Consider the following 25,445-nt stretch of genomic DNA (forward strand, 5'->3'; position numbering starts at 1 on the left):
AAGTAGGTACAAGAATCAATATTTTAATTAAATTTGAGAATAAATAAAATAAAAATGAAAGTCACATCTTATTTACTCATCATTATGTCCGTTTTTATAACTTCTTGTTCTTCAATTAATCTAAAAAAATCTGAAGAACAATTAGTACGTGTTCCTTACACAAGTTCTTTAGACAATGCAGAACGTGAATACTTTTTATACTTACCAAAAGGATATGAAGAATCTGACAAAGATTGGCCAATTTTAATGTTTCTACACGGAAATGGTGAGCGTGGAAATGGTAAAAGTGAATTAGATTATGTACAAATACACGGACCTTTATATGAAGCTTGGGTACAAAAAAGAGATTTGCCTTTTATTATTATCGCTCCACAATTACATATGTTTGATATGGATAAATTAGGAATCGATTATATTACAAATAGAACTACAGCATCTATTCCGAGACGATTAGAAGTTGGTGTTCCTACAAGACCAGAACCTAGGTTTACATCTAAAAAACTACATAGCCTTGTAAATGACTCAATACCAGAAGTCACCATAAATTTCATTAATAAATATGGATGGAATAATGTACAAGAAGATTTAATAAACATGATAGACAATACACTAAAAGACTATAAATCTGATGATAAAAGAGTTTATTTATCTGGTTTAAGTTTTGGTGGATTTGGTACTTGGCAAACTGCGAGTAAATATCCTGATAAATTTGCTGCAATAAATCCTGTAGTAGGATATGCTTTTCCAGATTTGATAAAACCGATTGCAGAAGCGAAACTACCAATTTGGAATATTGCTGGCGGAAAAGACACAGCAGTACCAGCAGAATATTTTTACACTGGAGTAAATAAATTAAAAGAGTTGGGTCATCATAAAGTTAGACTAACTGTTCATGAAGATACAGATCATGTAGAAACTTGGAGAAGAGTTTATGGTGGACAAGATATTTATGATTGGTTATTAAGTCATTCTAAATAGAAAACTTACTTCCCTATTCTATCAATATCTTCTTTTTGTGTATTTTTTTTTCTTTATTATAATATCAAAAGAACAAACTTTGACTTTGCACCTCTGCTACTTTGCTACTTTGCTACTTTGCTACTTTGCTACTTTCTAACTTATTTAACTCTAATATTAAAAGCCTCTTTTCCTTCAATAATACCTTTTAAAACATCATTCTCTACAACTTTTCCAACTCCTGCTGGCGTTCCTGTAAAAATAATATCTCCTTTTTTTAAGGTAAAATATTGAGAAACATAAGAAATTAGTTCATCGGTAGTCCACAACATAGCATTTGTGTTTCCGTCTTGAACAATTTCATCATTCTTATATAATTGAAACTTTAAATTTTCTAAATCGAATTGTTCCTTCGGATAAAACTCTCCTACAACTGCACTTCCATCAAATGCTTTTGCTTTTTCCCAAGGCAATCCTTTTTCTTTACATTTTGCTTGTACATCTCTTGCTGTAAAATCGATTCCTAAACCAACTTCATCATAATATTTATGTGCAAACTTTGCATCTATATGTTTACCAACTTTATTAATTTTCACCAAAACCTCTACTTCATAATGAACATCATCAGAAAATGGCGGAATAAAAAACGGATTTTTCCTTGGTAAAATAGCAGAATCTGGCTTTAAAAAAACAACAGGATTTTCTGGTCTTTCATTTGCCAATTCTTCTATATGTTTTGCGTAGTTGCGCCCAATACAGATTATTTTCATAAAAAAGCCCATCTTAATCTTCCCGAAGGGAAGAAACACTCTTGTGTTAATTTTATACTCTTAAAATTAATTAACTTAAAATTTTATTTAGGTTAACTGATTACTGTTGACTGAAAACTGTTAACTGATTTACTCTCGACTGTAAACTGCCTACTAAAAACTGCTTACTAGTTTATTCACCTGCTTCTGGGAAGACAATTGCTCTATTTCCTGAAACAATTATTTGATGGTTTAAATGGTTTTTAACCGCTTTTGCCAATACCAATTTTTCTATATCAGCACCAATTCTCTTTAAAGTTGTTGGCGTACTTTCATGTGTTACCGGTTTTACATCTTGCTCAATAATCGGACCTTCATCTAAATCCACTGTTGCATAATGTGCTGTTGCTCCTATTAGCTTCACTCCTCTTTCATAGGCTTTTTTATAAGGATTTGCTCCTTGAAAAGCGGGTAAAAAAGAATGATGAATATTGATGATTTTCTCTGGATAATGGTTGATAAAATCCGCAGATAAAATTTGCATATACCTTGCCATAATTACCAAATCAACTTCATTTGTGTCTAGCAATTGTATTACCTGAGCTTCTTGATCTTCTTTTGTGTCTTTTGTAACTGGCAAATGATAAAAAGGCACATTAAACATATCTGCAATGTGTCTTAATTTATTATGATTACTAATAATCATGGTCACATTACAATTTAAACGTCCTTCTTTAGATCGCTCTAACAAATCGTATAAATTATGACTTGTATGAGAAACCATAATAGCTACATTTTGTTTTTTATCTCCATAATTTACAGACCAATCGAATTTTAAAGGAGTCGCCAACTCTAAAAAGTTATTTTCTAAATCTTCTTTAGAAATATTTGTTCCTTCGGCATTTAAACGAACTCTCATAAAATAAGTGTCTTCAATAGAATTTACGTATTGCTGACAACTTAAAATATTGAATCCTTTTTCATAAAAGAAACTGGTAATTTTTGCTACCAATCCTTTTTGATCTGGACATTTTATTAAAAAAGTAACTACTTGTGATTTCATATAAGCCCCTTTTAATTTCCCCAAAGGGGGGAAATACTCTTGTGTTTATTTAATACTCTTTAACAATGGAATATACTCCATTACTTTACTGAAAACTGTGACTGTGTACTGAATACTAATTCACTGCCCACTGAAACCTATGGTATCCATTTTTTAGGAAAGTTTGGTTTTCTTTTTTCAAGAAAAGCATCTCTTCCTTCTTTTGCTTCATCAGTCATATATGCCAAACGAGTTGCTTCACCAGCAAAAACTTGCTGACCAACCATTCCATCATCCGTTAAATTCATTGCGAATTTCAACATTTTTATTGATGTTGGCGATTTTTCTAAAATTTCTTGTGCCCATTCATAAGCAGTAGACTCTAATTCGTCATGAGGAATCACAGCATTTACCATTCCCATATCATACGCTTCTTGCGCTGAATAATTTCTTCCTAAAAAGAAAATTTCTCTTGCTCTTTTTTGCCCAACCATTTTTGCCAAATAAGCAGAACCATAACCTCCATCAAAAGAAGTTACATCTGCATCTGTTTGTTTAAAAATAGCATGTTCTTTAGAAGCCAAAGTTAAATCGCAAACAACGTGTAAACTATGTCCGCCACCAACTGCCCAACCAGGAACCACAGCAATTACTGCTTTTGGCATAAATCGAATTAAACGTTGAACTTCTAATATATTTAGTCTGTGATAGCCATCATCACCAACATAACCTTGATGACCACGTGCTTTTTGATCTCCACCAGAACAGAAAGAGTACACTCCGTCTTTTGTACTTGGTCCTTCCGCAGAAAGTAGTACAACTCCAATGTTTACATCTTCGCCAGCATCATAAAAAGCATCATATAATTCTTTGGTAGTTTTAGGCCTAAAAGCGTTTCTAACATTTGGTCTGTTAAACGCTATTCTAGCAACTCCATTGCATTTAGAATACGTAATATCTTCGTATTCTTTCACAGTTTTCCACTCGGGTTGTATCATAATTTTGTATTTTGGACGTTCTTGTAGAAGAACAAAATAATTGGTTACAAAAATAAAAGATTCAAATTTATGATAAAGAAATCGTTCACCCTAATATGTATACTTTTTTTCTTTAGTGGATTTTCACAAAAATTAATTGAAAAAAACTTAGTATCAGACATATTAGGAACTACAAGAAACCTTAAAATTTATTTACCAAAAGGGTATGAAAAAGAGGATGCTAAAAACTACCCTCTTGCTGTTGTCTTTGATGCAGAATACTTATTTGACGCTTATGTTGGCAACTCCGTTTTATTTGCGGCAAAAGACAAAGCGCCAAAACAAATTGTTGTAGGTATTTCTATGGGGAAAACCAGAAAAAAAGACACGTATTTTAATACAAACAATGGTAATTTAACAGCAAGCAATACTGCTTTTTATCAATTTGTAAGAGATGAAGTTATTTTTTACATGGAAAGTAACTACAGAACTTCTCCTTTTATTTCTTTAGTAGGAGAAGGAACTTCCGCTAATTTAATTAGTCATTATTTAAGTGAATCTCTTCCGATTATCAATTCATACATCTGTATCAATCCAACTTTTTCAGATTTTGTAGGACAACAATTTCAGTCTTATAATTTAACAAAATTCCAAAAAGAAGATAATACCTTTTATTTGTACACGAATAATTCCACTTCCTTTTCAGCAAAAAAGCAAACTAAAATTGGGGAATTACAAACAGGTTTATCATCTCTTAAATTAAAGAATTTTAATATTATAAATGATACTATTGCAACTTCGAGTAGTGTTTCTGCGATGAGTGAAGCAATTCCGAGAGCTATTAATAAAATCTTTGAAATTTATTCTGCAATTTCAAAAGAAGAATTTGAGAAAAATATAAAAGACCTCTCTCCTCTTGATGCTATTTCTTATTTAGAAAATAAATATTTAGAAATTGAGTTCCTTTTTGGAAGTAATTTAGGAATTAGAGAACGTGATATTTACGCTGTAGAAAGTATAATTATTGAAAAGGAAAACGGAGATCAATTACGTGAGTTTGGTAAAATGATTTTAAAATTATTTCCGAGTTCTCCTTTAGGTGATTACTATATTGGTAGATATTATGAAAGTGGAAAACAAATTAAAAAAGCCTTAAAATACTATAAAATCGGGTATGGAAAAATGGATCCTGCTGACCCAAATTCTGACGCTTTTTATGAAAATATTTTAAGACTTGGTGGAATGTAAAAAAAGTCAGCAGTTTTCAGTAGCAGTTTCCAGTCAAACTGTTTACTGTTACTGAAAACTGTAAACTAATTATTTAACTAATACTATTCTATCAGATTCAATAGTTATTAGTTTTTGCTTGTATAAATTACCAACTGCTTTTTTAAATGCTTTCTTGCTCATTTTCATGTGAAAACGAATAGAATCTGGAGAACTTTTATCAGTAAGTAACAGAAAACCTTCTCTACTATCTTTTAACTTAGAAAGTACTTTATCTACATCAGAATCAATTACATTTCTAAAACCTTGTGGACGAAGAGAAACATCAATTTTCCCGTCTTCACGAATCTGTTTGATGTAACCAGTAACTTCCATATTCTCTTCTAATTCCTGAAAAACTTCACTTCTAAAAAGTAAACCATCAAATTCTTCATTGATAAAAACAGTGTACCCCAAACCTGTTTCAGTTTCGATTACTAAGCTAACTTTATCACCTTCTTTCAAGTACATTTCTGGTTCTTGAGAGTTGTCTTCTCCTTCTTGAGAATTCTCTTCTCCATCTTGTAAATTATCGTCTTCTTCTCTAAAGTCCTCGTGTAAATCCATTACTATATATATTTAAAATATTCTTTTAAAATTAAATCATTTTCTTCACTTGGCGTAAAGATTTCTAATATTTTTGGTTTTTCTGATGTTTCATAAAAACCTTTTAATTGTGCTGTTACTGTTTCTGTTGATGTTGCTTTTAAATAATCTAGCCCATACATTTTGCATAAATGTGCTGCAGTTAAAGAATGTGGCGTTTCAAAATATTTTGCAGCATTGGTCGATTTTGGTCCTGGAATAATTTTAAAAATTCCTCCTCCAGAATTATTAATGACTATAATTCTAAAATTAGCAGGTATATTAGTATTCCACAAAGCATTGCTATCATAGAAAAAACTTAAATCTCCTGTTATAAAAACAGTCTGATTTTTATTTGCAAACGCTGCTCCAATTGCTGTAGAAGTACTTCCGTCAATTCCACTTGTACCTCTATTACAGAAAACATTGTTTGTTTTATCGATACTAAACAATTGTGCATATCTAATAATTGAACTGTTACTAATTTGCAACTGATTCTTATTAGGAACACTTTTTATAATTTGCTCAAAAACTTTAAAATCGGAATGTGGTGCTTTTGATAAATACGCTGAATGTTTCTCACGTTTTTCATCACGAATTTGCAACCAATTCTTTTGATAATCACTTTCAATTTCAGTAATCTTCAAATTGAAATTTCTAAAAAAATCTACTGGTTTTATTTGAATAAATTCTGATAAACAGAAAAACGTATTTATTGACTTTTCCGCATCAATATTCCAATGATGTTTTGGCTGATATTTTCTTAAAAATTGTTTTATTTTTTTAGAGACAATCATTCCTCCAAAAGTGATTAACACTTCTGGTTTTAAAGCCTCAAACTGCTGCTCATCCAAAGAAAAAATTAATTGATCTATAGAATCTACCCCCTTTTCTTGATGTAAATTAGATGTTGTTTCTGTTAATATTAAAACAGCATCATCATTGGCATAAATATCTATTAATTTATGTAAATCTTCATTCGGATAATTAACCCCAACTAAAATCATTTTTTTAGTTGATGCATTCCAAATTGAAGCAAGTTTATTATAATCTGTATCGTCATTACGAGGAGTAAACGACGAAGTAATCTCATCTACAGATTGCTTCACTTTGTTCGCAATGACAGTATCTAACTCGCTTACAGTTTCATACAAAGGTTCATCAAACGGAACATTTATATGCACAGGTCCTTTTTGCGAAACTGCAATTTGTAAAGCTTCACAAATAAGTTTTGAGTTTTGAGTTTTGAGTTTTGAGTCTTCGACCAAATTTGCAGAAAACAAAATATGATTTTCAAACACATTCTCTTGACGAATCGTTTGTCCGTCGCCAATATCAATTAAATGTTTTGGTCTGTCTGCAGAAATTACAACTAACGGAATATTACTATAAAAAGCTTCTGTAATTGCAGGATAATAATTTAACAAAGCAGAACCCGAAGTACAAACAATTGCAACTGGTTTCTGAGTTTGTTGCGCAATTCCCAAAGCAAAAAAAGCAGCACAACGCTCATCCACAACACTTAATGTTTCAATTTCTGGATGATTAGAAAAACCAACCGTTAAAGGAGCATTACGTGAACCTGGAGAAATAACAACGGTATCAATATTAAATTGACGACAAGCTGAAATTACAATTTGTGCTAAAGGTTTCTTTGGGTACATATTATAGTTACAAAGTGACAAAGTCCTAAAGTTTAAAAGTATTTACAAATTGTAACTATTTTAAACTTTGCGACTTTGCAACTGTATTTTTTAAAACTAGTTGCAAAGCTGCAAAGTTACAAAGTCAAAAATTTATTGAAGACAAAAAAGCCGCAAACTTTCATTTATTACTTAGAAAGTTAACGACTCTTTAATTTTATTTATTAGCTATTCGTTTCTAAACAAGTTTAGCCCTGATTGAAATGACATCCTTTTTATAGTCTTTTTAGAAAAGCGTCATTACGAGGAACGAAGTAATCTGTTTTTAATTAAGAGATTGCCACAGTTTACAAAAAGTAAACTTCGCAATGACAGAAATAAAAAGATATAATGGAAAGCAGGAAATAGCTTCTAATAATTATATTTAAAATTATTGGTAAGCGACTAAGCTGCAAACTTAAAAAATTATTGAAGACAAAAAAGTCAGAAAGTAAAAAACAACTTTTCTACATTCTGACTTTAATATATAAAAACCAACTGCGTTGGTTAGTTTCCTTTTTGGTAATCTGCTAAAAATTGAGCCAAACCACTATCTGTTAAAGGGTGTTTTAACAAACCTTCGATTGCACTTAAAGGTCCAGTCATAACGTCCGATCCTAATTTTGCACAATTAACAATATGCATAGTATTACGTACAGATGCAGCTAAAATTTGAGTTTCAAATTTATAGTTATCAAATACAAGTCTCATTTCAGAAATTAAGTTCATTCCGTCTGTAGAAATATCATCTAAACGACCTAAAAAAGGAGAAACATAAGTTGCACCTGCCTTTGCCGCCAATAAAGCTTGACCTACAGAAAACACCAATGTTACGTTTGTTTTAATTCCTTTAGAAGAAAAATATTTACACGCTTTTACACCGTCTTTTATCATTGGTAATTTTACCACAATTTGAGGGTTTAAAGCTGCTAAAGCCTCTCCTTCTCTTACCATTCCTTCAAAATCTGTAGAAATTACTTCTGCAGAAACATCACCATCTACCAACTCACAAATTTCTTTGTAATGGTTAATAATGTTCGCTTCACCAGTAATTCCTTCTTTAGCCATTAAAGATGGGTTTGTAGTTACTCCGTCTAAAATACCTAAAGCTTGCGCTTCTTTTATTTGCTCTAAATTTGCAGTGTCAATAAAAAATTTCATAATATTATTTTTGTTGTCTTATTTTAATTAATCTGTATGCAAAGATAGTTAGACATCATCTATAATTAAGGCTAATCATGTCTATTTTTCTATCATTTATGAACAAAGTAACTTATAATTTATAATGATTCATTAAAATTTTCTCATACGTTCTATCAGGTAAAATACGTTTTAAAACAATTGAAAATTTTTCCATAAATCCACCAACTTTATAATGAATCTTAGGATTTTTCGAAATTATAATTTTATGAACCGCTTTTGCCATTTCTAAAGGATCCATACCACCACTTACATGAGCATCCATCAAATCTAAATTCATTTGATAATTCTCTTTATAAGCAGATTTTTCAAAAACTGGCGTGTGATATCTTCCTGCTGCAATATTAGTCGCAAAATCTCCAGGAGCAACGTTTACAACTTTAATTCCAAAAGGCTTTACTTCCATACTTGTTGCTTCAGTAATTGTTTCTAAAGCTCCTTTTGTAGCAGAATATAATCCCCTGAAAGGCAAACCCATATAACCTGCAATAGAAGTTACATTGATAATTGTACCCGATTTTTGTTTGCGCATTTGTGGTAAAGCAGCTTTCATAACATCAATTGCACCAAAAACATTGGTGTTAAAAACGGCACGCATTTCGTCAGTTGGTGTATCTTCTATAGGACCTGTAATTCCCATACCTGCATTATTTACTAAAACATCTAACCTTCCTTCTTTTTTGATTATTAAATCGATAGCACTATTAATTGTATCTACTTTTAATACATCTAAAGCAATCAGTTCAAAAGAAAAATCTGCTGTGTTTTTAGGATTTCTACTTGTTCCGTAAACTTTATATCCTTTTTCAGATAAAAAAGTAGCAATAGATTTTCCGATTCCTGAGGAAGCTCCAGTAATTAATACAACTTTAGACATGTTATTATTAAATAAATTAAATTATTAAAAAAATCAAAAATTAACCTTTAAATAAACAATCGTTTAATCTTTGAATAGATTTACAAATATCTTAAAAGTAACTGAAGAAAACTAAAAAGGAGAAAGTTAATAACTGCTATAAAAAAGAAAAATTCTGAAGAGATTCAGAATTAAATTAGAGAAATAAAAAATGGCAAGCTACCTACATCACACCGCTACAACCTAATACCTTTGCTGCGTTCCCGCCCTGGAGGATTCAAAGGGAGCTAGTTGTGTAGGACTTGCCGCTGCAAATTTACAACACATTTTTATTAAAACAATTAAAAAAAGTAAAATTTTTTTGTAACAATTTCAACATCCTGAATACTAATGTATTGTTCTGATAGCTGACAATAATTTATAAAAAAGAAAAACTATCAAAATGAAATCAATATATTTGTATAACTAACTAAATTAGATAAAATGGAAGATCAAGCAAGTAGTAAAAGTATAATATTAAACAACGGTCTATATTATGGATTAATCCTAGTATTAACGAGTCTTATAACGTATGCTTTAGGCATGCATCTTGATCCAACAGCTGGTTATATCAGTCTTGCTATCTTAGTAGTTATTGTTATTGCTTTTCCAATAATTGGTATCTCTAAATTTAAAAAAGACAATGGCGGTTTTATGAGCTGGTCTCAAGGAGTTAAAATTGGAATTGGAATTATTCTTATTGGTACTGTAATTAGTCTTATTTATCAGCACATATTTACTGGTTTTATTGAACCTGACTTTTACAAACAAGTAGAAGAAGTTACAAGAACTGGTTTAGTAGATAGTGGTTTATCAGAAGAACAAATTGATGCTCAATTAGAAATGCAAGGTAAATTTCAAGGAACAATAATTGGAGACGCACTTGGTCTTTTATTTATGACTTTTATTGGTTTTGTTGTATCAGCAATTATTGCTGCTGTAAAAAAACATTCTGAAGAAGATGCCTACTAAATAAATTTAAAAGTTAATTCGTTTATAAAATTTGAAAGTTTTTGTAATAATCCTTTTCAAAATTTTAACTTTACAACTTTAAATTTTAGAACAAATAAACATGGATATTTCGGTAGTAATACCACTTCTTAACGAAGATGAATCTTTACAAGAATTACACGATTGGATTGCAAAAGTTATGCAATCCAATCGTTATTTATATGAAATTATTTTTATCGATGATGGTAGCACAGACAACTCTTGGGGAGTTATTGAAGAACTATCATCTAAAAACGAACCTGTAAAAGGAATTCGTTTTAAAAAAAACTATGGTAAATCTCAAGCTTTAGATGCTGGTTTCGAACTCGCAAAAGGAAGCGTTGTTATTACCATGGATGCAGACTTACAAGACAATCCAGATGAAATTCCTGAATTATACGATTTAATTATAAAAGAGGATTTCGATTTAATTTCTGGTTGGAAAAAGAAGCGTTATGATAACGTTATCACTAAAAATATTCCTTCAAAATTATTTAATGCTGCTGCGAGAAAAACTTCAGGATTAAAATTACACGATTTTAATTGCGGATTAAAAGCTTACAAAAATGAGGTTATAAAATCGGTAAAAGTAAGTGGTGAAATGCACAGATACATTCCTGTTTTAGCTAAAAATGAAGGTTTTACTAAAATTGGAGAAAAAGTAGTACAACACCAAGCAAGAAAATACGGAGAAACTAAATTTGGAATAGATCGTTTTGTTAACGGTTTTTTAGATTTAATTACGATTTCGTTTTTATCCAAATTTGGAAAAAGACCCATGCACATTTTTGGTCTTTGGGGAACATTAATGTTTCTATTCGGAACTACCTCTGCATTTTACATTGGAGCCTACAAACTATACAATGTTTTTAATGGTATAAAAACGATTTTAGTTACTAATAATCCTTGGTTTTACATAGCACTTACTTCTATGATATTAGGGACTTTATTATTTTTGGCAGGCTTTATTGGAGAACTCATAATAAAAACAAAAAGCAACGAAAAACACTATACTATTAAAGAAAAGATTAATTTCTAATCTGTATATTTGTAATTCAATTTAGTAATCTATATTTTAATTCTATGAAAGATTTTTTAGACAAAGCAAAACAATGGCTAACATCAACTTTTGATGCTGAAACTCAAGCTGAAGTAAATGATTTAATCAACAATAACCCTGATGCCTTAGCAGATAGATTCTACAAAGACATGGAGTTTGGAACTGGTGGAATGCGTGGAGTAATGGGCGCAGGAACTAATAGAATTAATAAATATACATTAGGTAGAGCAACTCAAGGTTTATCTAATTACTTAATAGATAATGTAAAAAAAGAACAACGAAGCGTTGTAATTGCTTTTGACTGTAGACATAATAGTAAAAAGTTTGCTAAAATTGTAGCAGATGTTTTATCTGCAAATAATATAAAAGTTTTTCTTTTCGAAGATTTACGTGCAACTCCAGAATTATCATTCGCAGTTCGTCATTTAGGTTGTGATGCTGGTATTGTTTTAACAGCTTCTCATAATCCGCCAGAATATAATGGTTACAAAGTATATTGGGCAGATGGTGGACAAATTGTTCCTCCTCATGATGGTGGAATTATTGGAAATGTAAATTCATTAGATTTTTCTGAAATTAAGTTTACTGCAAACGAAGATTTAATAGAAGTTATTGGTAAAGATGTAGATGATGCTTTTATTGATGGATCTGTTAAAAACGGATGTTTATCAAATGATATAGATAGAAAAAACTTAAAAATAGTATTTACTTCTTTACACGGAACATCAATTGTTTCTGTACCTGATGCATTAGCTAAAGCAGGTTATTCAGATGTGCATATTGTTGAAGAACAAAGAGTACCTAATGGTGATTTTCCAACTGTGAAATCTCCAAACCCAGAAGAACCAGAAGCATTAAAAATGGCCACAGAGTTAGCTAATAAAATTGGAGCTGATATTGTTATTGGTACAGACCCTGATTGTGATCGATTAGGTGTTGCTGTTAGAGACTTAGATGGAAACATGAAGTTGATGAATGGTAACCAAACTATGGTTGTTATGACTGAATTCTTACTAAAAAAATGGAAAGAAGAAGGTAAAATTAACGGCAATCAATTTGTAGGTTCTACAATCGTATCTACAGAATTGGTAAATAAAGCTGCAGAAAGTTATGGAGTAGAAACTAAAGTTGGTTTAACTGGTTTTAAGTGGATTGCTAAAATGATTAGAGACAATGAATCTATGGATTTCATTGGTGGTGGTGAAGAAAGTTTTGGTTATATGATTGGAGATTTCGTAAGAGATAAAGATGCCGTTACTGCAACATTGTTAGCTTGTGAAGTTGCTGCCTATGCAAAACAAAATGGAAGTTCTTTTTACGAAGAGTTATTAAAAGTCTATGTTAGAAATAACTTTTATAAAGAAAGCTTAATTTCTATCGTTAAGAAAGGAATGAATGGTGCTTCAGAAATTCAGCAAATGTTGAGTGATATGAGAAACAATCCATTAACTGAAATTGATGGTGAAAAAGTAGAAACACTTTCAGATTATCAAGCTTCAACAAGAAAAAACTTAATTACTGGAGAAGTAACAAACATTGATTTACCAAAATCTAATGTTTTAATTTATCAAACTGAATCAGGAACAAGAATTGCAGCAAGACCAAGTGGAACAGAACCAAAAATAAAATTCTATTTTAGTGTAAATACTTCTTTAGATTCAGCAAAAAATGCTGAAACAACTGAAGCAGCTTTAGATGCTAAAATTCAAAGAATTATTAAAGAAATGGAATTGAATTAATGAGTTATTTCAAAGACATTTTAAAATATGAAAAGAAATATCGGAAGTTTACTCTTTTAAATATTCTTTTCAATATTTTTTATGCGCTCTTTAATGTGCTATCTGTTTTAGCCTTTATTCCTGTTCTAAATATTCTATTTGGTAAAGAAGAAAAAGTAATTACAAAACCTATTTATGAAGGTATTTCTAGTTTTGGTACTTATGCTGAAAATAGTTTTAATTATTTTATATCTCAAAAAATAGAAAATGAAGGGCAAATAAATACACTGTTATTTATTTGCTTATTAGCACTTTCACTCTTTTTTCTAAAAAACTTATTTAGGTATTTAGCATCATATGTAATTACTTTTTTAAGAACGGGAATTGTAAAAGATTTACGTGACAAACTCTATAATAAAATTGTAGAATTGCCTGTATCTTACTTTACAGAAAAAAGAAAAGGAGATATTATTGCTCGTATGACATCTGATGTTCAGGAAGTTGAAAATTCAATTTTGAGTTCGGTACAAGTAATTGTTAGAGAACCTTTAACTGTTATTATCTCAATAAGTCTTATGCTTTTTATGAGTGTACAACTAACGCTCTTTGTATTTATTTTATTACCAGTTTCTGGATTTATAATATCATCAATTAGTAAAAAGTTGAAATCTAAATCAGAAAAAGCTCAAAAAGAAACAGGTAATTTTCTTTCCTTTATTGAAGAAACATTGACTGGTTTAAGGATCATAAAAGGTTTTAATGCTGAAAAAATTATTGAAGAAAAATTCAATAATTCTACATTGAAATTTAGACAGTTAACAACAAGTGTTTTTCACCGACAAACCTTAGCATCACCAATGAGTGAATTTTTAGGATCTGCAACAATTATTGCGATTCTATGGTATGGTGGTGTTGAAGTTTTAAACAAAACGAGTCCTTTAGATTCTAGTAAGTTTTTAGGTTATATCCTCTTATTTTACACTGTTTTAAATCCGATTAAATTAATCACTACAACATTTTACAACATAAAGAAAGGAGAAGCATCTGCAGCAAGAATAATGGAAGTTTTAAATACTGAAAACAGTATTAAAGACAAACCAAACGCTATTGTGAAAGAGAACTTTGAAAACGAAATTGAATTTAAAAACATCTCTTTTAAATACAAAGATGAGTATGTTTTAAAGGACTTTTCTTTAACTGTTAAAAAAGGGGAGACTGTTGCTTTAGTTGGACAATCTGGAAGTGGAAAATCTACCTTAGCAAATTTAATTACTCGTTTTTATGATGTTAATAAAGGAGCTGTTTTAATTGATAACAAAAACATTAAAGACGTTACAAAAAAATCTTTGAGAGGTTTAATGGGAATTGTTTCTCAAGATTCTATTTTATTTAATGATACAATAGCTAACAACATAAAACTAGGAACTCAAAACGCAACTGATGAAGCTATTTTAGAAGCTTCAATAATTGCAAATGCAAATGAGTTTATCCAAGATTTACCAGAAAAATTCAACACTAATATTGGTGATGGAGGAGGAACACTTTCTGGCGGACAAAAACAACGTTTGTCTATTGCAAGAGCCGTTTTAAAGAATCCACCAATTATGATTTTAGATGAAGCTACTTCTGCTTTAGATACAGAATCTGAACAATTGGTACAAACTGCATTAGAAAAAATGATGCAAAACAGAACTTCTTTAGTAATTGCACACAGATTATCTACTATTCAAAACGCAGATAAGATTGTTGTAATGAAAAAAGGTGCCATTGTAGAACAAGGAAAACATGAAGAGTTACTAGCTAAAAAAGGAGAATACTTTAAGTTAGTAACAATGCAGTCTTTAAGTTAAAAGAATATATCTTAAAAAGAAAGACCAATACTTTAAAAGTATTGGTCTTTCTTTATGTCTATAATTTACTCTTATAGAAATTAAAATATCTTAATCAATTTTCAATCCTAAAGATTTTCCTTTTTCAATCATAAAACTATAAGAAGCTACTTTTTCATTTGGTATTTCACCTTCTAAAATGGCTTCTTTTATTGCTTCTTTTATTTGCCCAATTTCTCGACAAGGTTTTAAATTAAAAGCTTTCATAATTTCTTCACCAGTAACTGGAGGTTGAAAATTACGAACTTGATCTCTTTCTTCTACTTCCTTAATTTTAGTTCTTACCATCTCAAAATTCTGATGGTAACGTTTAAATTTCTTTGGATTCTTTGTAGTAATATCAGCTTCACATAATGTCATTAAAGAATTAATATCATCACCAGCATCAAAAACCAAACGTCTAACAGCAGAGTCTGTAACTTCAGTTGCCAAAACAATTGGTCTTGAACTTAGCATGACCATTTTTTGAACAAATTTCATTTTATTATTCATTGGCATTTTTAAACGCTTGAATAATTTATATACCATTTTAGAGCCTACAAACTCATGAGCATGAAACGTCCAACCTACTTTTTGGCTAAACCTTTTTGTTGGTGCTTTTCCAATATCATGTAATAAAGCTGCCCAACGCAACCAAACATCTTCTGTATTTTCACAGATATTATCTACAACTTCTAATGAATGATAAAAATTATCTTTATGCTTTTGACCTTCTACTTCCTCTACTCCCTTTAAAGCAACTAATTCAGGTAAAATTTGTTTTAATAATCCTGTTTTCTCTAACAATAAAAAACCAATTGAAGGTTTTGGTGATGCTAGAATTTTATTCAATTCAACAATAATTCTTTCTCGAGTAATTATTTTTAATCTGTAACCATTTCTAGTAATTGCTTCTAAAGATTCAGCATCAATATTAAAATTTAACTGCGTTGTAAAACGAATTGCACGCATCATTCTAAGAGGATCATCAGAATAGGTAATATCAGGATTTAAAGGTGTTTTAATCACCTTATTATCTAAGTCTTCAATTCCATTAAAAGGATCTAATAATTCGCCAAAATTATCTTCATTTAAACTTAATGCCAAAGCATTTATAGTTAAATCTCTTCTATTTTGATCATCTTGTAAAGTTCCTTCAGTTATATCAGGATTTCTACTATCTTCAGAATACGATTCTTTTCTTGCTCCAACAAACTCAATTTCTACATCCTTATAACGTAACATTGCTGTTCCGTAGGTTTTAAAAACTTGTACTTTTGGTTTGTTTGGTAATAGTTTAGAAACTTTTTGAGCTAACTCAATTCCACTTCCAATTGCTACAACATCAATATCTTTTGCTGTTCCTCTTTTCAGGAAAAAGTCCCTCACAAAACCACCAATTACATAGCTATCAACTTGTAGTTCTTTTGATGCTTTAGATATTACATTAAATATTTCTGAAGAAATTGCTTCTTTATAGAATTGCTTTTGCATTTATTTTACGCTCTTAAGACCTAAATAGTATTTACATCAATCTTTAAAATAATTGATGATTTTGTATTTACTTTATTTTGTCGCGAATTTACTATATAATAAACATCTCACAAAATTGGAATTACTATTTATTAAAATGAATATTTATATTTTAAGTAATTGTAAAAATAGTACATTTGTAATTTATACAAAACACATGTTTTTAAAAATTCCTAATTACATTAAATACATCTTTACAAATGTATTTTCCCTTTTTATTTTTATTCTTTTATTTAGATTTTTTTTCTATCTATTTTTCACTAATTTAGACGGTGCTTCAGCAAAAGAGATACAAAAAGCAATTTTTCTAGGTGTACGTTTTGATCTAAAATTAGCTATTCTTAGTTTCTTTCCATTAGCAATATTCGTTTTAGTTACAAACTATAAATTTTTCAAAAACACTATTTATAAGAAAATAGCAAATTTTTATCTAGTTTCAATATACTTAATTCTTACCCTTTTTTACATATTTGATTTTGGGTATTATGAGTATTTAGCCATTCGATTAGATGCTTCTTCACTACGCTTCTTAAGTAATTTTAAAATATCTAGTCAGGTTTTGGTTGAAAGCTACCCTGTTTACAAAGGCCTTTTTGGTTTATTAGTTTTATCTTTTATCATTTATAAATTTTCGGGCTTCTTGTATAAGTTCTTTTCAAAAGCACATCAAAAAATAACAAAGAAAATAAAGTTTGCTTTTTTTACATCAACATTTCTACTCTTATCTTTTGGTGTTTATAATAGTGTAACACATTATCCTTTACGTTGGAGTGAAGCTTTTTTCTCAAAAAATAATTCGGCAAATCAATTTGCTTTAAATCCTGTTTTATATTTTTTCGACAGTTTTGCTTTTAGAAGCGAAGGTGTAGATATTGAGAAATTCAAAACCTATTACCCTGTAATTGCAAAACACTTAAATTTACCACAAGACACTATTAATTTTGAGCAAAAAGTAACTTTTAAAAATCCTTATAAAGAAAAGCCGAATATTGTTTTTGTAATGTTAGAGTCAGTAGGAACAGCGCCAATGAGTTTCTATGGAAACCCATTGAATAGTACTCCTAAAATGGATTCAATTATTAAAGAAAGTTTGAGTTTTTCTAAATTTTACGTACATAAACCTGGTACTGCTGGTAGTGTTTTTGCTAGTATTACAGGCTTGCCAGATATTGAAGATGTTAAAACAGCTTCTAGAAACCCAATGATTATTGATCAACGTATTGTTTTTGATCAAATTAAAGGATATGAAAAATCATATTTTATTGGAGGATCTGCAAATTGGGCAAATATTAGAGGTGTTTTTCAATCAAACATAAAAGGATTGAAAATTTATGAAGAAGGCAGTTTTGATGAAGTAAATAGAGCTGATGTTTGGGGAATTGATGATTACGACTTATTTAAAGAAGCTGACAAAAGATTAAAAAAATTATACGATGAAGGAAAGCCGTTTGTTACTTACATTCAAACAGCTACAAATCATATGCCTTTTACAGTACCTGATAAAAAAGAAAGCTATACACCTATTTTAGAAGATGATATTGATGAAGAAACATTACTTACAGGAGGTTTTAGATCTTTAGGCCAACTAAATGCAATTCGTTATTTAGATTTTAATGTTGCTCGTTTTTTAGAAAGAGCAAAAGAATCTGGTTACTACGACAATTCTATTTTTGTCTTTTTTGGAGATCATAGAGGAGGAATGAAAAAGTTAAATTTCTTAAAAAACAATGAAGATGATTTAGGTATTCAAGTACATCATGTTCCGTTTTTTATTAATGCCCCAAAATACATAAAACCTCAAGTTATAGATAAGTATGCTAAATTAATTGATATTTTTCCTACAGCTACAGGTTTAGCGAAAATCGATTATACAAACTACACTTTAGGAAGAAATCTATTAGACAGTACTGCAATAAATACTGCTGCTTTTGTATACATTCAAAGCAAAGGAGAAAAAGCTGTCGGTCTTATAAAAGATGGATTTTACTATGAAAAAACGAACATCTCTAAAAAAGCAAGTTTGTTTAGTTTACAGTCAAATATAATTAAAGATATTAAGCTAGATAAACCGAATATTACACAGCAAATGGATAGCCTTTTATCTGCCTATTATCACACTACAAAGTATTTGTATTTTAACAATAAAAAAGTATCTAAATAGCCTTTTTAAATTGATTTATAATTTCTATTAAATCAATTGTATTTATTAGAAAGCCATTTTTTTATGAAGCTTAATTTTTCTTCAGGACACTGATCTAAACTTTGCATACAAAGAAATAGTTTGTTATCACTTTTCAATGCTTTTCTAAGCTTATATTTAATCCAAAAAAAAGGTTTTTTATAATTTTGAAAATAAACAAGTTGATAATCATTTTTTAGAACAAAAGTATTATTCTTTATTTCTAAATGAGCTGCTAAGGATTGGGGTACGTATTGATTTGAATTTCTAAATCGATATTTAATATTACTATCTAACATCTTCTTGTTTTCTTGATAATACGTATTAAATGTAGATTTCCTTAAAGATGTAAATGTATGATCTAATCTAACATACTTTTTAAAACCTAGCTTTTTCACTATTAATTGTTGACTTTTCTTAAAACCAAAAGCATTTACTTTTTCATTTTTACCTATTAAATTATAGATTAATAATTGCAATTTTTTATACCAAATATCTTCATAAAAAGAAGTCCATTCACCTCTTATTATTGGTTTACCATCAATAAAAAAATCTGACTTACTTGTTTCTCTTGTTAGAAAAAAATCATCATTTAAGTATACAAAACACTCTGATAGACTTGGTATTTTATAAAGCAGAGACTCTATAGACATAGAGTTAAAAGTTGGCAAGTATTGATGATGCCCTTCAAAAATTGTTTTATGATCTATAACAAAAACATTAGGAAACTCTTTTTCAGCTTTTTCTGTATCTTTTAAAAATTCTGGTGTTTGATTATCTGTAACAATAAATATATTCCGTACAAATTTTGCATTTTTTAAAATTGACTTTACAGCAAATTCAATTTCATTTACTTGGTCATAACGCATTCTAACTGACTTATTATTTAAAGAAGATTTATTCTCTATATAATTAGCCATTTTAGCTTTATGAACAGGATCATTTCCATCTACCCAAGTAATAACAGCATCAACAATAATATCTTTAGTTTCTTGCATATTAATGCTTCTTATTATTTAAAAACCATAACTTAATATATCTTGTTAAAACACCATAAGCTTGTGTATTTGCCACTAAGAAACCTGTAAATCCATCTAAAAACCCAAGGCGAATTACATAATGTATAAAAAACCTAGCAGCAGGTTTTATCATTACATGATAGATATTTACTTTTCTCTTTTTTTCATGTAATTCTTTTGCTCTTATAGCAGCATAATGATTCATTTTAGATATGTAATGATCATAACTCCTATATGAAAAATGGTCAATTTTATGTTTAAAAAAACCTAATTTACCATTTGCTGAAATTTTTTCATGAACAAGACCATTGTATTTACATTTTTCTTTTAGAAATAAACGAATAACTTTATCTCTCTGAAACCCACTATAATTTACTTTTCTATCACAAAAATAAAAAGTTCTTCTTACATAAAATCCAACAAAATCTTTTGGATTCTTAACAGCTTCTATAATTTCAACTTCAACTTCTGGTGTAACTCTCTCATCAGCATCCAAAATATAAATCCATGTATGCTTTGCTTGGTCAATAGCAAAGTTTTTTTGAGAAGAAAAATCATCAAACTTTCGTTTGATGATTTTTACATTTAACTTCTCAGCTATTTCTATAGTTTTATCAGTACTAAAAGAATCTATAACAATAATTTCATCAGCAAAACTTACTGATGCGATAGCATCAGCTATATGAATCTCTTCATTTAAAGTTGGTATAATTGCAGTAATCTTTGTCATAGCTATTTTAAATCTTAAACTGCAACGTCGTATTCACGCAAAGCATCGTTTAAAGATGTCTTTTTGTTGGTACTTTCTTTTCTTTTTCCAATAATTAATGCGCATGGTACATTAAATTCTCCAGCAGCAAACTTTTTAGTGTAACTTCCAGGAATTACAACAGAACGAGGTGGTACAGCACCTTTTGTTTCAACTGGCACATCACCTGTTACATCTATAATTTTAGTACTCATTGTTAATACAACATTCGCGCCTAAAACAGCTTCTTTACCTACTCTTACACCTTCTACAACAATACATCTAGACCCTATAAAAGCGCCATCTTCTATAATTACTGGTGCAGCTTGTAATGGTTCTAAAACACCACCAATACCAACACCTCCAGAAAGATGAACATTTTTACCAATTTGAGCACAAGAACCAACTGTAGCCCAAGTATCAATCATCGTTCCTTCATCAACGTAAGCACCAATATTTACATAACTTGGCATTAAAATAGTACCAGCAGAAAGATATGAACCTTGACGAGCAGATGCTCCAGGAACAACACGAACTCCTTGTGCAGCATAATTTGTTTTCAAAGGCATTTTATCATGATATTCAAAAATACCAGCTTCTAAAGTTTCCATTTTCTGAATTGGAAAATATAAAACAACGGCTTTTTTCACCCATTCATTAACTTGCCATCCACCATCAATTGGTTCTGCAACTCTTAATTCTCCTTTATCTAATAAATCAATAACTTTTCTAATGGTATTAATTGTATTTTCTTCTTTTAACAACTCACGGTTTTCCCAAGCTGACTCTATGATTATTCTAATGTCTTTCATACTAATAAATTAATTTCTGCAAATATAAATCTATCCGCAAAAAGCGGGACGAATATACGTTTTTTAAACAGATTATTCCATGTTGTTTAAAATACAATTCTACAATTACAGCGTATTATTTAAAAAAAACTTAGTTAACTAATTGATAATATTTTAATTAATCTGTTATTATTAAAATATAACTTTTTATTTTTGCAAAAAACATTTAATTTGGGTAGAATTCTCGCCATCGATTTTGGTAAAAAAAGAACAGGAATAGCAGTAACTGATGAACTTCAGATTATTGCCTCTGGCTTAACAACAGTAAACACCGATGATTTAATTTCTTTTCTAAAAGAATATATTTCTAAAAACAAAGTCGAATTATTTATAGTTGGTAAACCAAAACAAATGAATAATACTGATAGTGAAAGTGAGGCTTTGATACTTCCTTTTCTAAAAAAGCTTGAAAAACAAATTCCTCAAATTCCTTTACTAAGAATTGATGAACGTTTTACTTCAAAAATGGCTTTTCAAACAATGATTGATGGTGGTTTAAATAAAAAACAACGTAGAAATAAGGCTTTAGTTGACGAAATTAGTGCAACTATCATATTACAGTCATATTTATATAATAAATAAACTGTGTAATTGTTGAATCGTTTAATTGTGTAACTGTTCAAAATTCCTAATTCAAAATTCGTAATTCGTAATTCTAAATTGTACTTTTGCAGACATTAAAAAAAAGAAAATGATATTACCAATAGTAGCTTATGGGGATCCAGTTTTACGTAAAGTAGGAACTGAAATTGATGCAGATTACCCAAATTTAGAAAAATTAATTTCTAATATGAAGGAAACGATGTACAATGCTTCTGGTGTTGGTTTAGCTGCACCACAGATTGGTAAAGCAATTCGTTTGTTTATTATTGATGCTTCTCCTTTTGCTGATGATGAAGATTTATCTGAAAAAGATAGAGAGGCTTTAAAAAACTTTAATAAAGTTTTTATAAATGCTAAAATAATAAAAGAAGAAGGTGAAGAATGGGTTTTTAACGAAGGGTGTTTAAGTATACCTGATGTTAGAGAAGATGTTTTTCGTCAACCAGAAATTACAATTGAGTATCAAGATGAAGAATTTAAAACGCATACTGAAGTTTTAGATGGTTTAGCTGCAAGAGTTTTTCAACATGAATATGATCATATTGATGGAATCTTGTTTACAGATAAACTTTCAACTCTTAAAAAAAGGTTGATAAAAAAGAAATTAGAAAATATTTCTAAAGGGAAAATTAACGCAGATTATAGAATGCGTTTTCCAAATGCAAAAAAAGGTAAATAGTCTAAAAAGACATAAAAATATACAAAATGGAATTTAGTAAAATTATAAGCGTAACAGGAAAACCAGGATTATTTCAAGTAATCTCTCAATCTAAAAATGCAGTAATTGCAGAATCTTTAGTAGACAATAAACGTTTAGCAATTAACGCTACTCAAAACGTAAGTTTATTAGAAAACATTGCTATCTACACGTACGAAGAAGATGTGCCTTTATTAGACGTTCTTACTTCTATGTATGAAAAAACAGAAGGAAAAGAAGCAATTTCTCATAAAGAAAGTAGCAAAAAATTAACAGCTTTTTTCGCTGAAGTTTTACCTGGTTATGATGAAGAAAGAGTGTATGCTTCTAACATTAAAAAAGTAATTCAATGGTTTAACGCATTAGTCAAAGCTGGAATGGATTTTTCTAAAGTTGAAGAAACTAAAGCTACTGAAGAAGTTGAAGCTAAATCATAATTATGAATTCTAGAGAAGATCAGTTAGCTGCTTTTAATAGATTGTTAGATATTATGGATGATCTTCGAGAGAAGTGTCCTTGGGATAAAAAACAAACTTTAGAAAGTTTACGTCATCTTACTATTGAAGAAACGTACGAACTTGCTGATGCAATTCTAGATAATGATTTACAAGAAATAAAAAAAGAATTAGGCGATGTGCTTTTGCACATCGTTTTTTATTCTAAAATCGGAAGCGAAAAGAAAGCTTTTGATATTGCTGATGTTGCCAATTCAATTTGCGATAAACTAATACACAGACACCCTCACATTTATGGTGATGTTGTTGCAGAAACGGAAGAAGAAGTAAAACGTAATTGGGAACAACTAAAATTAAAAGAAGGAAACAAATCTGTTTTAGAAGGCGTTCCTAAAAGGTTACCTGCTGTTGTAAAAGCAAGTAGAATTCAAGAAAAAGTAGCAGGTGTTGGTTTCGATTGGGAAAAACCCGAACAAGTTTGGGAAAAAGTACAAGAAGAACTAACTGAATTAAACGAAGAAATTAAAGCAGGAAACAAAGAGAACACTGAGAAAGAATTTGGTGATGTCTTATTTTCGATGATTAATTATGCTCGTTTTATTGATGTAAATCCTGAAAATGCTTTAGAAAAAACGAATAAGAAGTTTATTAATCGTTTTCAATATTTAGAAAAAGCAGCTAAAGAAGAAGGCAAAGATCTTTCTGATATGTCCTTATCTGAAATGGATGTGTATTGGGAAAAATCTAAGGAGTTCTTTAAATAAAAAAAGAGAAATCTAAAAACTCTTTAATTGATGTTGTTCTTTTAATAAATTCAATGTCTGGTCGAGCGCAGTCGATACCTTTATAAAAATTATTTATTTTTCATTGGATAAAACTTCGATTCTAAGAACCCTAATCCATATCCTAAAAACTGGGTTAAAGAAGTAAAAATACTTAAAAAAGCTACATACAAATTCTTATTCTGAAATAGAGAATCTAAGAAGATTAGCACAAAATAAAATCCGTAGAAATACAACAATTGATTGTAGCCAAAAATCGCTAAAATTATACTTACATCTATTCCTATAATAAATAAAGAAGGAAACCAATATGTTGGTTTTGCAGTCTCAGGGTACTTTTTATTCAGAATTGGTCTTGCTGTACCAAAACCAAAAGTTTGTTTAAAAAACTGCTTTATAGAACTTCTACGTTTATGATATACAAATGCTTTTGCTATCAATTGCGTATCAAATCTATTTTCCCAAAGACGAAAAGTTAAATCGATATCTTCTCCGTTTTTCATTTTTGAAAAACCTTGTGTTTTATCAAAAGCTTCTTTTGACAGCCCTAAATTGAAACTTCTTGGTTGAAATTTACCAACCGCTTGTTTTTTCCCACGAATTCCTCCTGTTGTTAAAACAGAAGTCATAGAATAATTAATAGCTTTCTGTAATGCTGTAAAACTTGAATGTGCTGCATCTGGACCACCAAATGCGTCAGTGAAATTAGTTTCTAAAGCTTTTTTTACTTCGGATAAATATTGAGTTGGAACAATAACATCTGAATCTAGAATGATAAAATAATTTCCTGAAGCTTTTTGCATTCCGAAATTACGACTTGCTCCTGCTCCACTGTTTTCTTTAAAAAAATATTTTACATCAAGTTGATTTGTATATTTCTCAACAATCTTCTCTGAAGAATCTTCTGAACCGTCTTCAATAATCAAAACATCAAAACTATCAGAAAAATCTTGTTTTGTAAGACTTTCTAACAACTCATCAATCTCTTGTGGACGATTGTAAACTGGAATTATTATGGAGAAATTTAGTTTCAAATGTTTATATTAAATTCAATTTTATATTTTTTAACTTTAAAACATACAGAGTTAAATTCCTTATTATAAATCTGTTTCAATTCTTCTTCTGAAACCGAGTAATTTATTTTTGTAATCCATCTATTTGAAACATTTGAAAAGTCTGATTCTAACATATAATCATCAGATTTTAAAATTAACTCTTCAGCATCCGAATTAAATTCTAAAATTGAACCTTTATTTGTTTTAAAATCAGAAGCACTTATTACAGTTGTATTTAGAAAATAGAACCCACCTAATTCTTGAAACTCGACGTAAATAAAACCTAATTTAGAAACCCCATATTTCTCTCCAGAAACATTTTCAATTTTATCCTCAGTAAATGTATCTACATGAGTTCTTTTCATAGCTTTTAAATTTCCTAAAGAAGCTAAAACGGTATCAATTTTTTTAAATATTCCCATATTAAATATATTAAACGAATCTACAAAAATGACATCAAAGAAAAAATGCAAACCTAAACAGATTTATTTATTAAAATAAATAAAAGCTGGCAAACAAGTTTAGCCCTGATTG

The 25,445-nt window shown here is 29.6% G+C and carries 24 protein-coding genes and 1 other RNA gene; 11 read left to right on the top strand and 14 right to left on the bottom strand.

Going from position 1 to position 25,445, the window contains the following annotated elements:
• The first annotated feature begins 54 nt into the window (after positions 1–54).
• Complete coding sequence (locus BTO07_RS05845; RefSeq protein WP_087520343.1) at positions 55–978, top strand: dienelactone hydrolase family protein; 924 nt, start codon at positions 55–57, stop codon at positions 976–978.
• 140 nt (positions 979–1,118) lie between these two features.
• On the opposite strand, the gene BTO07_RS05850 is transcribed toward BTO07_RS05845, so the two are convergent.
• The 3 genes from BTO07_RS05850 to BTO07_RS05860 all read right to left on the bottom strand — a co-directional run bounded on the left by BTO07_RS05850 (position 1,119) and on the right by BTO07_RS05860 (position 3,746).
• The gene (locus BTO07_RS05850; protein WP_087522563.1) at positions 1,119–1,727 is read right to left on the bottom strand and encodes a fumarylacetoacetate hydrolase family protein; all 609 of its coding nucleotides are present in this window, start codon (positions 1,725–1,727) and stop codon (positions 1,119–1,121) included.
• 172 nt (positions 1,728–1,899) lie between these two features.
• Positions 1,900–2,769 (bottom strand): formyltetrahydrofolate deformylase, encoded by an 870-nt coding sequence (purU, locus tag BTO07_RS05855; protein ID WP_087520344.1) that lies wholly within the window; start codon positions 2,767–2,769, stop codon positions 1,900–1,902.
• A gap of 137 nt (positions 2,770–2,906) precedes the next feature.
• A complete protein-coding gene (locus tag BTO07_RS05860; protein ID WP_087520345.1) occupies positions 2,907–3,746 on the bottom strand; it encodes a 1,4-dihydroxy-2-naphthoyl-CoA synthase in 840 nt (279 codons plus the stop codon).
• Between the two features lie 69 nt (positions 3,747–3,815).
• Between BTO07_RS05860 and BTO07_RS05865 the strand changes: the two genes are divergently transcribed.
• Positions 3,816–4,973, top strand: a complete 1,158-nt coding sequence (locus BTO07_RS05865) for an alpha/beta hydrolase-fold protein (protein ID WP_087520346.1) — start codon at positions 3,816–3,818, stop codon at positions 4,971–4,973.
• 69 nt (positions 4,974–5,042) lie between these two features.
• On the opposite strand, the gene BTO07_RS05870 is transcribed toward BTO07_RS05865, so the two are convergent.
• The 5 genes from BTO07_RS05870 to ffs form a co-directional block, all read right to left on the bottom strand.
• Complete coding sequence (locus BTO07_RS05870) at positions 5,043–5,558, bottom strand: DNA-binding protein (RefSeq protein WP_232457093.1); 516 nt, start codon at positions 5,556–5,558, stop codon at positions 5,043–5,045.
• 2 nt (positions 5,559–5,560) lie between these two features.
• Positions 5,561–7,240, bottom strand: a complete 1,680-nt coding sequence (menD, locus tag BTO07_RS05875; protein ID WP_087520347.1) for a 2-succinyl-5-enolpyruvyl-6-hydroxy-3-cyclohexene-1-carboxylic-acid synthase — start codon at positions 7,238–7,240, stop codon at positions 5,561–5,563.
• A 525-nt stretch (positions 7,241–7,765) separates the two neighbouring features.
• Entirely contained in the window at positions 7,766–8,419 is a 654-nt protein-coding gene (fsa, locus tag BTO07_RS05880) for a fructose-6-phosphate aldolase (protein ID WP_087520348.1), read from the bottom strand.
• 112 nt (positions 8,420–8,531) lie between these two features.
• On the bottom strand, positions 8,532–9,335 hold the full coding sequence (locus tag BTO07_RS05885; RefSeq protein WP_087520349.1) for an SDR family oxidoreductase: 804 nt from the start codon (positions 9,333–9,335) through the stop codon (positions 8,532–8,534).
• A 188-nt stretch (positions 9,336–9,523) separates the two neighbouring features.
• Positions 9,524–9,622, bottom strand: an RNA gene (gene ffs / locus BTO07_RS05890) — signal recognition particle sRNA small type.
• Between the two features lie 175 nt (positions 9,623–9,797).
• Between ffs and BTO07_RS05895 the strand changes: the two genes are divergently transcribed.
• The 4 genes from BTO07_RS05895 (at position 9,798) to BTO07_RS05910 (ending at position 14,971) form a co-directional block, all read left to right on the top strand.
• Entirely contained in the window at positions 9,798–10,325 is a 528-nt protein-coding gene (locus BTO07_RS05895; RefSeq protein WP_087520350.1) for a DUF4199 domain-containing protein, read from the top strand.
• A gap of 100 nt (positions 10,326–10,425) precedes the next feature.
• Positions 10,426–11,382 carry a glycosyltransferase family 2 protein gene (locus BTO07_RS05900; protein WP_087520351.1) on the top strand — a complete coding sequence of 319 codons (957 nt, stop codon included), beginning with the start codon at positions 10,426–10,428 and terminating at the stop codon, positions 11,380–11,382.
• Positions 11,383–11,426: 44 nt separating this feature from the next.
• A complete protein-coding gene (locus tag BTO07_RS05905) occupies positions 11,427–13,142 on the top strand; it encodes a phospho-sugar mutase (RefSeq protein WP_087520352.1) in 1,716 nt (571 codons plus the stop codon).
• Entirely contained in the window at positions 13,142–14,971 is a 1,830-nt protein-coding gene (locus BTO07_RS05910) for an ABC transporter ATP-binding protein (RefSeq protein WP_087520353.1), read from the top strand. The genes BTO07_RS05905 and BTO07_RS05910 overlap by 1 nt, the downstream gene beginning before the upstream one ends.
• A gap of 90 nt (positions 14,972–15,061) precedes the next feature.
• On the opposite strand, the gene BTO07_RS05915 is transcribed toward BTO07_RS05910, so the two are convergent.
• Positions 15,062–16,483 (bottom strand): CCA tRNA nucleotidyltransferase, encoded by a 1,422-nt coding sequence (locus tag BTO07_RS05915; protein WP_087520354.1) that lies wholly within the window; start codon positions 16,481–16,483, stop codon positions 15,062–15,064.
• A 136-nt stretch (positions 16,484–16,619) separates the two neighbouring features.
• Between BTO07_RS05915 and BTO07_RS05920 the strand changes: the two genes are divergently transcribed.
• Positions 16,620–18,683, top strand: coding sequence for an LTA synthase family protein (locus tag BTO07_RS05920; protein WP_232457094.1), 2,064 nt, complete (start codon positions 16,620–16,622; stop codon positions 18,681–18,683).
• A 32-nt stretch (positions 18,684–18,715) separates the two neighbouring features.
• Here BTO07_RS05920 and BTO07_RS05925 read toward each other — a convergent pair whose 3' ends face one another.
• The 3 genes from BTO07_RS05925 to BTO07_RS05935 are packed head-to-tail and all read right to left on the bottom strand — an operon-like array spanning position 18,716 to position 21,280.
• On the bottom strand, positions 18,716–19,699 hold the full coding sequence (locus BTO07_RS05925) for a Stealth CR1 domain-containing protein (RefSeq protein WP_087520355.1): 984 nt from the start codon (positions 19,697–19,699) through the stop codon (positions 18,716–18,718).
• A 1-nt stretch (position 19,700) separates the two neighbouring features.
• Entirely contained in the window at positions 19,701–20,450 is a 750-nt protein-coding gene (locus BTO07_RS05930; protein WP_087520356.1) for a glycosyltransferase family 2 protein, read from the bottom strand.
• A 14-nt stretch (positions 20,451–20,464) separates the two neighbouring features.
• The gene (locus tag BTO07_RS05935; RefSeq protein ID WP_087520357.1) at positions 20,465–21,280 is read right to left on the bottom strand and encodes a 2,3,4,5-tetrahydropyridine-2,6-dicarboxylate N-succinyltransferase; all 816 of its coding nucleotides are present in this window, start codon (positions 21,278–21,280) and stop codon (positions 20,465–20,467) included.
• 210 nt (positions 21,281–21,490) lie between these two features.
• Between BTO07_RS05935 and ruvX the strand changes: the two genes are divergently transcribed.
• From ruvX to mazG, 4 genes are all read left to right on the top strand, one after another.
• Positions 21,491–21,901, top strand: a complete 411-nt coding sequence (ruvX, locus tag BTO07_RS05940) for a Holliday junction resolvase RuvX (protein WP_087520358.1) — start codon at positions 21,491–21,493, stop codon at positions 21,899–21,901.
• A gap of 109 nt (positions 21,902–22,010) precedes the next feature.
• Entirely contained in the window at positions 22,011–22,601 is a 591-nt protein-coding gene (gene def / locus BTO07_RS05945) for a peptide deformylase (protein WP_087520359.1), read from the top strand.
• A 26-nt stretch (positions 22,602–22,627) separates the two neighbouring features.
• Positions 22,628–23,056 (top strand): DUF5606 family protein, encoded by a 429-nt coding sequence (locus BTO07_RS05950; RefSeq protein WP_087520360.1) that lies wholly within the window; start codon positions 22,628–22,630, stop codon positions 23,054–23,056.
• A 2-nt stretch (positions 23,057–23,058) separates the two neighbouring features.
• The gene (gene mazG / locus BTO07_RS05955; RefSeq protein WP_087520361.1) at positions 23,059–23,838 is read left to right on the top strand and encodes a nucleoside triphosphate pyrophosphohydrolase; all 780 of its coding nucleotides are present in this window, start codon (positions 23,059–23,061) and stop codon (positions 23,836–23,838) included.
• Between the two features lie 89 nt (positions 23,839–23,927).
• Here the strand turns inward: mazG and BTO07_RS05960 are convergent, their stop codons facing one another.
• Together BTO07_RS05960 and BTO07_RS05965 are read right to left on the bottom strand one after the other, a co-directional pair.
• Entirely contained in the window at positions 23,928–24,890 is a 963-nt protein-coding gene (locus BTO07_RS05960) for a glycosyltransferase (protein WP_087520362.1), read from the bottom strand.
• On the bottom strand, positions 24,887–25,333 hold the full coding sequence (locus BTO07_RS05965) for a hypothetical protein (protein WP_087520363.1): 447 nt from the start codon (positions 25,331–25,333) through the stop codon (positions 24,887–24,889). The genes BTO07_RS05960 and BTO07_RS05965 overlap by 4 nt, the downstream gene beginning before the upstream one ends.
• Between the last annotated feature and the right edge of the window lie 112 nt (positions 25,334–25,445).

The organism is Polaribacter sp. SA4-12 (assembly GCF_002163675.1).
Taxonomy (GTDB): Bacteria; Bacteroidota; Bacteroidia; order Flavobacteriales; family Flavobacteriaceae; genus Polaribacter.

Bases quoted from the DNA above. Each gene is read 5' to 3' on its own strand.
- BTO07_RS05845 (WP_087520343.1), top strand. From the start codon at position 55: ATGAAAGTCACATCTTATTTACTCATCATTATGTCCGTTTTTATAACT.
- BTO07_RS05850 (WP_087522563.1), bottom strand. From the start codon at position 1,727: ATGAAAATAATCTGTATTGGGCGCAACTACGCAAAACATATAGAAGAA.
- purU (WP_087520344.1), bottom strand. From the start codon at position 2,769: ATGAAATCACAAGTAGTTACTTTTTTAATAAAATGTCCAGATCAAAAA.
- BTO07_RS05860 (WP_087520345.1), bottom strand. From the start codon at position 3,746: ATGATACAACCCGAGTGGAAAACTGTGAAAGAATACGAAGATATTACG.
- BTO07_RS05865 (WP_087520346.1), top strand. From the start codon at position 3,816: ATGATAAAGAAATCGTTCACCCTAATATGTATACTTTTTTTCTTTAGT.
- BTO07_RS05870 (WP_232457093.1), bottom strand. From the start codon at position 5,558: ATGGATTTACACGAGGACTTTAGAGAAGAAGACGATAATTTACAAGAT.
- menD (WP_087520347.1), bottom strand. From the start codon at position 7,240: ATGTACCCAAAGAAACCTTTAGCACAAATTGTAATTTCAGCTTGTCGT.
- fsa (WP_087520348.1), bottom strand. From the start codon at position 8,419: ATGAAATTTTTTATTGACACTGCAAATTTAGAGCAAATAAAAGAAGCG.
- BTO07_RS05885 (WP_087520349.1), bottom strand. From the start codon at position 9,335: ATGTCTAAAGTTGTATTAATTACTGGAGCTTCCTCAGGAATCGGAAAA.
- BTO07_RS05895 (WP_087520350.1), top strand. From the start codon at position 9,798: ATGGAAGATCAAGCAAGTAGTAAAAGTATAATATTAAACAACGGTCTA.
- BTO07_RS05900 (WP_087520351.1), top strand. From the start codon at position 10,426: ATGGATATTTCGGTAGTAATACCACTTCTTAACGAAGATGAATCTTTA.
- BTO07_RS05905 (WP_087520352.1), top strand. From the start codon at position 11,427: ATGAAAGATTTTTTAGACAAAGCAAAACAATGGCTAACATCAACTTTT.
- BTO07_RS05910 (WP_087520353.1), top strand. From the start codon at position 13,142: ATGAGTTATTTCAAAGACATTTTAAAATATGAAAAGAAATATCGGAAG.
- BTO07_RS05915 (WP_087520354.1), bottom strand. From the start codon at position 16,483: ATGCAAAAGCAATTCTATAAAGAAGCAATTTCTTCAGAAATATTTAAT.
- BTO07_RS05920 (WP_232457094.1), top strand. From the start codon at position 16,620: ATGAATATTTATATTTTAAGTAATTGTAAAAATAGTACATTTGTAATT.
- BTO07_RS05925 (WP_087520355.1), bottom strand. From the start codon at position 19,699: ATGCAAGAAACTAAAGATATTATTGTTGATGCTGTTATTACTTGGGTA.
- BTO07_RS05930 (WP_087520356.1), bottom strand. From the start codon at position 20,450: ATGACAAAGATTACTGCAATTATACCAACTTTAAATGAAGAGATTCAT.
- BTO07_RS05935 (WP_087520357.1), bottom strand. From the start codon at position 21,280: ATGAAAGACATTAGAATAATCATAGAGTCAGCTTGGGAAAACCGTGAG.
- def (WP_087520359.1), top strand. From the start codon at position 22,011: ATGATATTACCAATAGTAGCTTATGGGGATCCAGTTTTACGTAAAGTA.
- BTO07_RS05950 (WP_087520360.1), top strand. From the start codon at position 22,628: ATGGAATTTAGTAAAATTATAAGCGTAACAGGAAAACCAGGATTATTT.
- mazG (WP_087520361.1), top strand. From the start codon at position 23,059: ATGAATTCTAGAGAAGATCAGTTAGCTGCTTTTAATAGATTGTTAGAT.
- BTO07_RS05965 (WP_087520363.1), bottom strand. From the start codon at position 25,333: ATGGGAATATTTAAAAAAATTGATACCGTTTTAGCTTCTTTAGGAAAT.